Raw genomic sequence first — 12,637 nt, forward strand, 5'->3', positions numbered from 1 at the left:
GTACTAACAGCCGCTGACTCTATGCCAAATCAACCCAGAGTGACTTTATAATGGTCAGCGCAATTTGAGATTGCGCTTCATCGCCTTGTGTTTGCCATAATACTCCAAGATAGACGAAGCAAACAAGGCTTGCTACAGCCACTGAAAGAAGAGCAGGATGGTGGTGACTTTCCGTTTTTTTTTCAGGGCCCAGTAAAAGAGCTAAAACCAGCATCATAGCCAATAATAATGCAGTCAGTAATATAATTCCTGAAACACTTTGAGGCAGCCAATGAAAAAATGAGAATACTGACAGAGGAAAATACCCATCCCTGAACATCGGAAATACCAGCTCAAACAGAGCGTTATTGATAAAATCAGGAATGTAATCAATAAAAGTCAGCAAACCAGTAACGAACATGGAGATGATACACAAGCCGCCGGCAACTCCCAGATAGAAGAGTCTCTGCTTATCTCTTAAATATTGCAGCAACTGGGCTATCGGCAATAGCATAAAGATCACCAGCGGCGTAATATGACGCGGCCCCGTAGACCATCCCCAGCCATCGTAAGAAAAAGATGCCGTAAAATAGCTATAACTAAGAAATGTAATAATAGTGAACCAAAACACAGCACGGTCATTAGCGGACATCAGTTTGATTTGTTTCCACTGAAGATAAAGTCCCGGGAATGCCAGAAGAAGAAACGGCGCTAAAACAAATAAGCCACGCAATGGCGAAAAGAATGAATTCAGAAGGGCCTCACCATTCGGGAGGAAAACGCCCCCTACACCACTGCCATGTACCGAGCGATAAGCAGGTTCGACAATGTGGCTATAGCCGCTCTCGAATGGGCTGCCAAAGCACAACCAGTGATAAGCCATTAACAGCGCCAAAAATGGAGCAGCTCCGAGACTTACCAGCACCGCGATTCGAAACAATTTAGAGAAACCTTCCTTTACTGTATTCATACTGGTCAGGCAACTGAGTGCTGTATAAAACAAAATCGCCACCAAGCCAAACCCTGCGGGATACTCCGCCATCAGCGCTGCCCCGCCAGCCATCCCTGCAATCAGAAGCCTTTTACGTGCCCAATCATTGCGCAAATAACGCCATAAAGCGTAAAAAGCCAGGAAAAGCAGATTGGCTGCCGTTTGGTGGCTCATAAATTGCAAGGAGTAGCTAAAGGCCAGTGTTCCCAAAGCGTAAGTGGCCACTACTGCGCTGGCCACAGGCGCCGACACATAACATAGTAGAAAACGGTTAAGTAAAATCAATAGGCCAAGCGTTGGCAAAATAGTAACAAACAACCGGGCCCAATAAACCAGCACCGAGAAATCCATCTCCTGCTCTGCGAAACAGGTTTTTTTCAACACTTCATAGACAGGAACCGCGGCGAATCCCAGTAAAGGGGCTTTGGTTGAATAATAATGACCCTCATGAAAAGACAAATCACCTACAGTACCATACTGCTTTATCACTTCATTGATGCTCAACTTATGATGATCAACAATAGCAATGGTTTCGGCGAGGCGGGAAATCTCGTTAGGGGGAGCCCATTTGGGTAAATAAGGAAAGGTAAAAAGATACAGCCCGCAAACCAACACAAACAACATCCGGATTTGTAACGACATTCATTCTTCCTGATAAGGGTTAGGTTCTGCTAATTATTTAGCCCACAACGTGCTGATATAATATAGCATTTTTTGGTTTTCCTGCTCATTAAATTGTAATAACCAGAGTCCTGTAAAATAGATTAAACTCAGCAGGCAAATAATTATCATCGCCTTTTTAAAAGTTACGCAAGATCCGCTCAAAGAGCGGCGGATAACCCAATAAGTAGCGAGAACCAGTAAACAAAACAATAACCCCCCCGATAGGGGATTGGATAAAATCCCGGTCCAGTGGAGCACATTGGGTGGCAGATAGCCGCTAGTAAACAAGGGAATAACTAAACCAAATAAAGCATTATCCCCAATTAAAGGGATGTAGTTGACAAAACTTAGCATTCCGACGTTCAGAATCGACAGGGCACATAAAGCAATTGCTATTGCGAACCCTTGGGAGCCTGACTGCCGTAAATGCTCTAAATAGAGAGCAACCGGTAACATAAGAAATACAACCAGCGGCGTCAGATGACGCGGTCCTGTAGCCATTTGCCAGGATTCATAAGAAAAAGAAGAGGTGAAATAGGTATACAAAAATAATAACAGGACAGTAAACCATAGCAGTGCCTGATCTTTTGTACCGTTCACTTGTTGTCTTAACACCAGGATTCCCGGAAGTGCTAACACAAGAAATGGCGACAGGGTGAACAATCCACAAAGGGGTGAGAAAAACGAGCCTGCAAAGGCTGTCAAGTCAGGCAATCTGATTCCCAGAAACCCGCCCCTATGAAATTCTCGGGATGCGATATCGATAAGATGCTGATATCCAGAGTCAAACGGGCCCGCGAAACAAGTGGCATGATAGAACATCAGTCCCACAAGGAAGGGTAATGAACCGATCCCCATAAAGCCAAACCTTTTTAATTCATCCTTCCAGCAAAAATTAGTTGCCTTCAGGCGGGCGAACATTAAATAACCCGCTATTCCCAGAATACCTAACATACTTGTATATTCTGTCATCAGCGCAGCACCGCAAGCAAGCCCACCCAGCAGCAAAGCCTTCATTGAACCCGAGCGCAAGTGATACCAGATACTGTAGAAAGCGAAAAAAAGAAAAGTGGCAGCCAATTGATGGCTCATAAACAGCAGGGAATAGCTGTAGGCGAGAGAGCCCAAGGCATAAGTTGTGACCACACTGTCTGCAATAGCAGCGGATACATAATGCAGCAGGAAACGCCTCAATAGTAATATCAATCCTAAAGTGGGTAAAAGCGTTACAAAAACACGCGCCCAGTACACCAGTGCCACTTCATCGTCACTGGAGCTGATGAGTTTGAGTGCTCCATAAACAGGAACTGCAGCAAAGGATAAAAATGGCGCCTTGCTGGGATAATAAAACCCCTCATAAAACGACAGATCGCCAAGCATCCCGTGCGTTTTAAGGACTTCATTAACGCTAAGCTTGTGATTATCCACAATCGCAATCGTCTGCCATAGCCGGCATAATTCATTAGGGGAGCGCATATTGGGATGATAGGAAAAAGGCAGAAAGTAAAGCAGGACAATAAAAAAATACAAAACACGAAATCCTGTAATGCCTGATTCATGCAACCATGCACCAGATAAGCGCTTCTTATCAAACGCCTTCAATGGTTCTGCTGTCAACTCCGGTGAACAACTCATTTACTTTCCTGCACAGAATAGCGTTTACCCCAAACTAGTGTAAAAAAATTTGACATCCTGCATTCTGCAGTTTATCCGCATAATCCGGTGATCCCGCTAGATTCCTGCATCCCGTGAACACACATCGCGGGACGCAGGAGTATAGATCAGCCGAAACGCGTTAAGCCGCACCCAGAATATTGACTCCAATACTGCCAGCCGGTATTTGCGGAGGAATGGCCGCAGCAATCCAGTTAATTCCTCCATCAACTGTATGATAAGCCAGAGCAGTATTGTTGCCATTGGTTCCCAGGGCAACGCAATGTATTCCGTCGGCATAACAAGCTACATCATTCAGTACTGATAGCAAGACGACATTTCCTCCAAAAAAGCTTGAAGCTGTCCAGCTAGCACCGCCATTGGAGGTGGTAAAGCCCACAGGAATGGAGGATGATCCGGATATTGTTTGTGTGCCCACCGTACTACATAATTGACCTGTAACATCACAGGAAACCCCATTTAATACAATGCCTGCTATTAGAGGCAGCGTCAAACTGTTCCAGGAAGTTCCACCGTCAACAGTCAGGAATGCCATTGGCAAATTACCGGTGGCTTGAACGCGAGAACCCACTGCTATGCAACGCATGGCACTGATATCACAGGCAATGCTGTTAAGCTGCCCGTTAGAGGGAAATATATTGGCGCTACTCCATGTGGCACCGCCATCCAGGGTAACATAACTCACAGGACTTATCGTGGTGCTTGGAGTCACCGCCTGCGAACTACCCACCGCAATACAATGCAACCCGGTGGCCGTGTCGCAAGCCACGCCGTTTAAGCCATCGAGATTATTGCTTGCAATCGCCTGAGTGGCCGTTTGATTCCAGTTAGCCCCCCCATCGATTGAGCTTAAGCTCAAAGGCGCTGTGGTCAGGGGATTAATCTGAGGAGCGTATTTACCCACTGCCAGACAATCAATGATCTGGCCATCGCAGGCCGGGCTTGAAAGAATATACCCGGTGCCTGGCGGCGTAGTATTAAATGCCGATGGTTGCCATATATCGGCAGTGGCTGGAGAAACATAGTAACCCATCGAGGTACTGCTAGTATTTATCGCATTACCTATCTGACCTACGGCAACACAAGTCTGACCAGGCAGATCACAGGCGACATCCTCCAGAGAGGTGAGCAGTAAAATAGAATCATTCACCGGAATCAACCCTCCCCCTGTCCAGGTATTTCCATTGTCGGAGGAACTGTAGGCAACGGGTGCAGCTATACCTCCCACAAGCCGTCGTCCAACAGCTCTGAAGGTCTTTACAAAACTGCTGCAGCTTACCACTACATTAGTGACCGCCGTGTTGCTAATTGTACCTGTGCCATTGCTGACTGTACAAATCTGTGTCGCAGGCTGCGCTCGCACTGTAACCGCATAGGGAGTTCCTGCCGACAATACCGCCGGGAAGGTAAACAGGCCATTGGCATTAATCAACAATGGGTCGCTGCCATTGTTTTGCAATACCAGCGAGCTGCCGCTAGCCAAACCATTCACGTTCCCGCCCACAGTCAGTGCTTGCGGGGGAACTGGAGGTGGCGGAGGAGGCGGTGTATTATTATTTTTCAGGGTAATTCTTACCGGATTCAGGTTACTCACGGAAAAAATACAATATCCATTCGCTATGAGGCGACACTCCAGACCCAGATTGGCAAGGCTAAATCCGGGGGTATTAATTTTAATACCGGCAGAAGGATACAGATGATTAGGAACGGTCGTGGCGATACTCAGACTCAAAGCCGAAACATTATAATTCTGGCAAGACAAAGGAGCGACGCCATTTAGACAAAGAGTAATATTAACAGTGGCAGTTTCGCCACTGGCCGCTATATTAAAAAATAATCCGGGAATTGCCAGGCAGCTCTGGCTACACAAACCTGCTATTAGAAAACCAATCAGCGTTAATACTTTCTTCATTTCATAGTCCTGATGAGATTAAAGAGTCACTGCACAAACGATCGCATTGGCATGGCCATGACCCGTATTTAAGGTATTTAATAATTGATCAGTTAGTCGGTTGAATCGTCCCTGCCCGAGATAAAAATACCGATATCCGCATTCCAGAGGCAAGTGACCAAACACGTTATTCCATTTGATACCAACTCCCGCCATTGCACTCAACACTGTACTGGTTCGTCCTGAGAAAGCATAATCAGGCAAGGTGATACCGCCATCAAGAGAGGTCTCGTTAAAACGGCTGGTTTTGTTGAAATTGGGCCCTACTCCGGCATCAAGGGTGAGTGCATAGTTGTCGCTAAAACTGGTAATATCCGTTTTGGCAGCCAGATAGACAGGCCAATTACTGACTGAATAACGATAGGCCAGATTCGTAAATAATTGCTCCTGAGTGACAATCCCGCTCACTGAAGTACGCGAAAAGTAAACTGTATTCACACCCACAGAAACATTGAACCGTTCGCGCTCAAGCGCGTTGAAGTAGATACCAAGACCGGCAAGCCCTTTAAAGCGGGAATGATCGCTTACCGAAAAATGATCCCCCACCAAATCGACAATGTTAATATCCTGTGCGCGCCCGAATGAGGGCCAGAAACCGCCAGCCTGAATTATTACCTTAGGATGGTAAGAGGAAGAAGGAGGTACTGAACTGCCCATATTGCCGGCAATTGCGGTATGAAAGGTACTCATCAGGCAAATGCTTAACAAGCAATGAAAAATATTTTTTACAGCCATTAATGATCTCCCTATCCTCAGCGAAGCAGCAATATAGCAAAGCAATCTTCAATATTGAAGAAAAATCATCTTAATTCTGTTTTATGTTCAGAATAGAATGGGAGGTTTTGAATAAATAGCGAAAATAATTAAGAAAGGCTAAACCCGTATACGTTACCGGAATATATTTGAATCCCCTTTTTATCAAAAAGAGGGTAACCCTGGCGGCAAAATCAGCACTCATAAAACCTCTTCCCATAGACGAAGTAAAGCGGGAATAAATCATATGCCGATACAAAATATCCTGTTCATGGAAATAAACGCGAGCCGCCCTGGCAAAATTTCGTTTGGAGCTCGCATAGTCTTTTATCTTTTTTCTCCCGAAGCAAGGCTGTATTTCAATCTCTGAACCAACCGCCCATACTTCCGCAGGGTAAAGTGCAGGCACTTTTACCTGTTTATACAGTTCAATTATTGCAATAAATGAATCACAGTTTGCTTGCTGGGCAAATTGATATTTTGAGCCATGACAAAGCACCAGGATATCAGCACTCTTTAGCAGAGGAATTATTTTTTCATAATCTTCATAGTGGTAGTCGACTCCAAAACGCGGTGTAGTCACTAATGCCCCGGCTTTCTCGAGCTGCAGTTTAAGTGCGCTCCCCAAAGCACCACTGGCCCCGGTTAACATAATTTTTTTTCTGGCAATCTGACAGCCGCTTCCCAGAAAATAATCGATTAACCGGCTTACTGAACCGAAATATTTCTCAGGAAAAACATGGTGCAAGGCATGATACTCAGGTGTTACCAATAAACCGTTTGAACAGGCAGGCAGACGCTTTACCGGCGAATGATTTCTATCCACTCCTCTCCTGTATACAGACAAAAGAAAAAACCATGCTTCAATAACTATGGTGCTAAAAACAGCCGAGGCTGAAAAAAAGAAGAGGCAAAATAAGCAAGCGATAATCTGAATGAGAAACTCAGGTATTGCATGATAAATTAAATTGTCAGGCCATAAATTGGCATTAATTTCCAGTCGCGAATTTAAAAACTGATGATGTACAAGATGCCATCGCCCTATTCGCCTCAATACGCTGTTAGTGGATTTCAGGCATAAATGAAAGACTACATGGATAAAATCAAAAAAAAGCGTGCTCAGACCGCCGATAATCAGCACTTGAATAGCATATTCGAGCAAAAGCAGACCTTTAGGCATTTTGATGGTCAGGTATGGAGAAAGACGCGGCTAATATAGTATAAATACTGTTTTGCAGAAACTATTAAAGCTACACAATATAATTATGAGCATTCAATCGGCCGTAATCATCATTCCGACGTTCAATGAATCGGCTACCATTGAAAAAACACTCCATCAGGTTTTCCAGTCAGTATCAAGCTCTGCGCTGATTTTTTATGTTCTGGTTTTTGACAGTGGCTCGATAGACCAGACCAGGGAAATCGTGCTGCGACTGCAAAGCATTTATCCTCGTCTTTATTTGAAGACAGAACCCTGCAAAACAGGACTGGGCTCAGCGTATATGCAAGCAATGCGTTATGCACTGAGCGACATAGGGGCGGACATAATAATTGAGTTTGATGCCGATCTTTCTCATCAGCCTCATTATTTGCTGCCAATGATTGAGCAGTTAGCGGTTTATGATGTAGTTGTAGGAAGCCGCTATGTTGCCGGCGGCAGTATTCCGTCTGGCTGGAGCTGGTACAGACGACTCTTATCCAAAGCAGGAAACTGGTTATGTCAGACTGTATTGACCAGTAAATACAAAGACTTTACCAGTGGCTTTCGGGCCAGCCACTCGCATGTATTAAACAAGGCTCTGCCCAGACAATTTATCTCCAATAATTTTGCCTATAAACTGGAATTATTTTGGTCCCTGCATAAAACGCAGGCCAAAATCATGGAGTATCCTATTGATTTTATTGATAGGTCAAAGGGAAGTAGCAAGCTCCCTGCTAACAGTATTTTCGACAGTTTGCGGGTTTTACTCATCCTGCTGGTCACCCCTCGATGAATGATATCCTTGGTAAAAACCAAATAATACTTTAAACAATTACCAGGAAAATTGTCGCTTTAGATACACACTTTTCAGCGGCAATGTTTATAATTTACTAATTAGAATCTGAACACGGAGTACCGTATGCTTCTCAGAACCTATCAGTTAACCGAAATGCAAATGGATGCATTGACTGACCTCAAAAACAGATGCAAGGCCATTGATGGCGGACTGCCCAGTTTCTACCCGCATATCCTGAGACAGAAACGAGAAACAGCCAATAATATCCTGTATTATGTCGATAACCGACTGATTGCTTTTTTAAGCGCCTACTTTTTTTATGAGGACGCTTGCGAAGTGAGTGTACTGGTAGACCCCGATTCTCGCCGTCAGGGCTTGGCCAGTAAACTGCTTTTTAATATCTTGCCGCTTCTCCAGTCAAAAAAAATGAAGCGTCTTATTTTTTCAATGGGCCATAAATTCAACGAGTCATGGCTTGGTCCTCTGGGATTTAACTATCAGCAGAGCGATTATCACATGCAACGGCAAAGTTATGAGCCCATTCTTGTCAACCATTCCACGCTTTCTTTTAGAAAAGCGGTTTTTGATGATGCCGGATTATTGTGCGAAATTGACAACTCCGCCTTTAAGATGGATGTTCCCAGTAATATTGAGCGCTTCACTCAGATAATGAATGATCCGAACTACAGCATCTATCTGGCAATAAAGGGCGAGCAGCCAATCGGCAAGGCACATATTCACTGGCAAAATGATAAAGCCACTTTTTCAGACATTGCCATTTTACCGGAATTCCAGGGACAGGGCTTCGGAAGTACTCTTCTGGCTTATTGCATTAACAAGGCGTTGATGCAGGAAGTATACAAACTAACGCTCGACGTTGAAACCACGAATCAAAATGCATTAAATCTCTATCTGCGGCATGATTTTAAAATCGCCAGCGTTTTTGATTATTGGGTCATTAATATAGAAAAGATACAGACTTTACTGGAAAGAGGTCATTTCAGCGACGATTCCTGCTGATTTCGAGAATTCAGCTTGACAGATTTTCAGCGGCCACTTTAGTATTGCCTTTTACGCTTATGGATAGCGCCTAAGGGTGTGGCATGAAAAAACGTGTGGTCATTACGGGGATGGATCTTGTCTCCTCTATAGGTTGTGGTTTAGACGCTTTTTGGGAGGCTGCAGTGGCAGGCCGCTGTGGTATTCGGCGGATTCAGCATTACGATCCCAGCCCATACCCCACCCAGATTGGGGGAGAAGTGACTGATTTGTCACTGGATCATCTGCCCGAGTTTGACAAAAGCAAACGTTATCCACGTGCAGCGCAGTATGCCCTTTACTGCGCGCATCATGCGATTGAGCGCGCAGGACTCACGCCTCAGGAATTATCTCTTGCCGGTACATTTATAGGCACCAGTGTAGGCGGCACACCGGAGTTGGAGACAGCCTATGAATTCTTTTATAAAGAAAGCTGGAGAAAAATCCCAGCCTTAAGCGTTATTCGCGGCATGCCCAATTCCATTGCCAATTTTGTGGCAATCGCTTTTGGTCTTGGCGGCCCAAATTCCACTATTTCCAATGCCTGTGTGTCCTCGGCGGAAGCCATTGGCACTGCTTATCAGCACATTGCACATGGCAGGCTTGCGCTTGCTTTGTGCGGTGGAACCGAATCGCTGTTATGGGAATCGATTATGGCAGCCTGGTGCAAGCTGCGAGTCATGTCAACCCAAAACGAACAACCTCATTTATCCTGCCGTCCTTTTGATAAAGACCGGGATGGCATGGTGATGGCCGATGGCGCCGGCATTCTGGTTCTCGAAGAATTGCAACACGCCAAAGCACGAGGCGCCACCATCTATGCGGAAATTATTGGTTTTGGCGCCAGTTGCGATGCCTACCATGTGACTGCTCCGCATACGAAAGGACAAACCCGGGCGATTGAAACAGCACTTGCCGATGCCAGATTATCTGTAGGTGATGTGCAATATATTAATGCACATGGCACAGGAACCCAGTTAAATGATCTGACCGAAACCGAAACTATCAAAGCAGTTTTTGGTGAACGAGCCTATGAAATCCCTATCACTGCCCAAAAGGCGATGACAGGACACGCCATCGGAGCAGCCGGAGCAATGGAAATAATAGCAACCACCCTGAGCCTGCAGCAGGACATTCTTTTGCCAACTATTAACCTTCACAATCCGGACCCAGCCTGTGATTTGGATTATGTGGCAAACCAGGCACGCCCCAAACGCATCGATATCGCCCTCTCGAACCATTTTGCGTTTGGTGGAGCCAATGCCGCTCTCTTGTTAAGAAGAGCCTATTAATGCCCTTAGCCTCTACAGCTCAGAGACTAATCTCAAACAATCCACCAGAGCCATGCCTGCCGCCAAATTCGGTCACACCGTAAAGCTTGTCGGCAGCCAGGCATAATCCCGAGCCAGGATTCATGGGCTGTCCATTAGCGCCTGTAAAAACATGCAGTACTTCAAACCCTGATTTGGGCTCTTCGAGGTCTAATTTAAAGATGGTTCCATAATTGGATTTGGTCGAACCAAAATAATTGGTCGCACCAAAAAGTGTTTTACCATCCGGGCTAAGAGTTAGGGCTTGCGGATGGATCCCGTCATGAACGCTAAACTCATGCAATACGCTGGATGAAAAGGATTCATCAGATAGATCAATTTTGAAAATGATTCCTGAATTATTCCAATGGCTGGTTTTATAAGCAATCCCATAAATAGCCTGCGTCTTTTCATTCAAAATAATTTTTTCAGGAATACCGCCATTTCGAGAGCCTGCCTCATTGTTGCAATCAAACGAATGTAAATGCTTAAAATGGGGCTCACTTGAATCAGCATTCTCTATCTTAAACAGACTGCCGCATTTTTTACTGCCGCCCAAACTGGTAATTCCATATAAGTTATGCCCATCCTGGCTTAATGCCAGGCTTGCAGCCGGTGCCGAACCGTTTTCATCCTCCTGACCTTTGAAAGCATGAATGACTTCATAGGCAGGCTGCAAGGAATTATCAAGAATGATTCGGTAAATAACACCGGAAGTAGAGCGCGGCTCATTTCCAAGCCCTCCGGATTCAGCGGCACCGTAAAGAAAGTGCTCATCAGGGCTTAAGACCAACCCGCCTTTCAAATCATAGCCTTCTGGATAGCGTGTTTCGATGTCGGCCTCATGGAGAACTTGAAAGAAACGCCCATCAATGCTCATTTTAAAAACATCGCCCTGTAAAAAGCCATTACGCACTCCATAAAGAAATTGCTGTTGCTTATCCAGGGTTAATTCCCCAGTGAAGTTTAAACGCGCCCCGTCGCGCTGTTTACCGGCTTCCTGCAATATCCCCAGTTCATCCTTCGCAGATTTCAGTTTGAATTGATAGATAAAGGAATCTGTATGACCATACAAGGTTTGATCCTTGCTGATGATTAAGGCATTTTGCGGGGCGCTGCCCAGATAATAGTCAAAAGAATATAACATCGAGAATGGGTATTCCTGACTAATCGCACTACTCCCGTGTAATAGCAACAATAAACTAACCCATTGAATCACAGCACATCTCATAAGAATTCCTGGAATACAGAGAAGAATCTAAGCCCTGGATCCTAAACATTTTTTTTCCCAAGATATAGAGCTTATAAGATATTTAGGCAGGATCTTCGAATTTCCGACTTGTTCAGTAAAAAACCCTCTCTCTAACTCTCTCCCAGAGGGAGAGAGGACTTTAAGGAAGATTCCTTTAGATGGTAGATTTTAAAGCCCTCTCTCTAACTCTCTCCCAGGGGGAGAGAGGACTTTAAGGAAGATTCCTTTTAAGAGAAAATCCCCTCTCCCAAGTTGTGAGAGAGGGCCAGGGTGAGGGTTGATTATAAACCCCTTTCTGCCTGGCTATTTTTGAATAGTAATGCTTTCAATTACCACAGGAGTGACCGGTTTATCCTGTGAATCGGTCGCCGTCTGACTGATCTTGTCAGCGACGTCTTGTCCTGCTGTGACCTGGCCGAATACATTGTAACCGCCTTGCAGAGTGGGAGTTGGTGCAACGGTAATAAAAAATTGACTGCCATTCGTATTTGGGCCGGCATTAGCCATTGCCAGTACACCTGGCTTGTCAAAACTGGCATTGGTGTTTTCATTATCAAACTGATAGCCCGGCCCACCGGTGCCGTTGCCAAGGGGATCACCACCCTGGATCATAAAACCGGCAATCACGCGATGGAAAGTTAATCCATCATAAAAAGGTCGTTTGACCATTTCACCGGTTTTGGGATCTTTAAATTCTTTTGTACCGGTTGCCAATCCTACAAAATTAGCGACGGTGTTGGGTGCCTGGTCTGAAAATAATTCGCAGGTAATGGTTCCCTGAGAGGTTTTAATAATCGCAGTTTCTGCATGTGCGGATAGTATGCCTGCCATTAAAGTCAATCCGGCAAATAAGGACACGGTGTTCTTCATAAAAAAATCTCCCTGTGTTGCATGTGTTTTAAGATGCAGGGTTTAAATCAACCCGCTCTGTTTCGATTAGCAAATATTGTTTCGATAAATCACTCAAAACCTTACTCCCATTCTCCCTGATAAAACAATTGAGTCAACGGCTTTCTTTGGTGCAGCCTT

At 45.1% G+C, this 12,637-nt stretch carries 10 protein-coding genes; 3 read left to right on the forward strand and 7 right to left on the reverse strand.

What is annotated here, in order from left to right; translation table 11 throughout:
- Positions 1-19: 19 nt before the first annotated feature.
- From B1207_RS08010 to B1207_RS08030, 5 genes are all read right to left on the reverse strand, one after another.
- Complete coding sequence (locus tag B1207_RS08010; RefSeq protein ID WP_146740046.1) at positions 20-1,612, reverse strand: hypothetical protein; 1,593 nt, start codon at positions 1,610-1,612, stop codon at positions 20-22.
- A 33-nt stretch (positions 1,613-1,645) separates the two neighbouring features.
- Positions 1,646-3,268 carry a hypothetical protein gene (locus B1207_RS08015; RefSeq protein ID WP_112219464.1) on the reverse strand — a complete coding sequence of 541 codons (1,623 nt, stop codon included), beginning with the start codon at positions 3,266-3,268 and terminating at the stop codon, positions 1,646-1,648.
- Between the two features lie 160 nt (positions 3,269-3,428).
- The gene (locus B1207_RS08020; RefSeq protein WP_112219465.1) at positions 3,429-5,219 is read right to left on the reverse strand and encodes a WD40/YVTN/BNR-like repeat-containing protein; all 1,791 of its coding nucleotides are present in this window, start codon (positions 5,217-5,219) and stop codon (positions 3,429-3,431) included.
- Positions 5,220-5,237: 18 nt separating this feature from the next.
- A complete protein-coding gene (locus B1207_RS08025) occupies positions 5,238-5,993 on the reverse strand; it encodes a hypothetical protein (RefSeq protein WP_112219466.1) in 756 nt (251 codons plus the stop codon).
- A gap of 70 nt (positions 5,994-6,063) precedes the next feature.
- Complete coding sequence (locus tag B1207_RS08030) at positions 6,064-7,191, reverse strand: sterol desaturase family protein (RefSeq protein WP_112219467.1); 1,128 nt, start codon at positions 7,189-7,191, stop codon at positions 6,064-6,066.
- An 85-nt stretch (positions 7,192-7,276) separates the two neighbouring features.
- On the opposite strand from B1207_RS08030, the gene B1207_RS08035 reads away from it, so the two are divergent.
- The 3 genes from B1207_RS08035 to B1207_RS08045 all read left to right on the forward strand — a co-directional run bounded on the left by B1207_RS08035 (position 7,277) and on the right by B1207_RS08045 (position 10,338).
- Entirely contained in the window at positions 7,277-8,005 is a 729-nt protein-coding gene (locus B1207_RS08035; RefSeq protein WP_112219468.1) for a polyprenol monophosphomannose synthase, read from the forward strand.
- Between the two features lie 126 nt (positions 8,006-8,131).
- A complete protein-coding gene (locus tag B1207_RS08040; protein WP_112219469.1) occupies positions 8,132-9,028 on the forward strand; it encodes a GNAT family N-acetyltransferase in 897 nt (298 codons plus the stop codon).
- A gap of 83 nt (positions 9,029-9,111) precedes the next feature.
- A complete protein-coding gene (locus B1207_RS08045; RefSeq protein ID WP_112219470.1) occupies positions 9,112-10,338 on the forward strand; it encodes a beta-ketoacyl-[acyl-carrier-protein] synthase family protein in 1,227 nt (408 codons plus the stop codon).
- Between the two features lie 19 nt (positions 10,339-10,357).
- On the opposite strand, the gene B1207_RS08050 is transcribed toward B1207_RS08045, so the two are convergent.
- Both B1207_RS08050 and B1207_RS08055 read right to left on the reverse strand, forming a co-directional pair.
- A complete protein-coding gene (locus B1207_RS08050; protein WP_146740047.1) occupies positions 10,358-11,587 on the reverse strand; it encodes a choice-of-anchor tandem repeat GloVer-containing protein in 1,230 nt (409 codons plus the stop codon).
- Between the two features lie 324 nt (positions 11,588-11,911).
- Positions 11,912-12,478, reverse strand: coding sequence for a peptidylprolyl isomerase (locus tag B1207_RS08055; protein ID WP_112219472.1), 567 nt, complete (start codon positions 12,476-12,478; stop codon positions 11,912-11,914).
- Between the last annotated feature and the right edge of the window lie 159 nt (positions 12,479-12,637).

This window comes from Legionella quinlivanii, from assembly GCF_003265995.1.
Lineage (GTDB): Bacteria > Pseudomonadota > Gammaproteobacteria > Legionellales > Legionellaceae > Legionella_C > Legionella_C quinlivanii_A.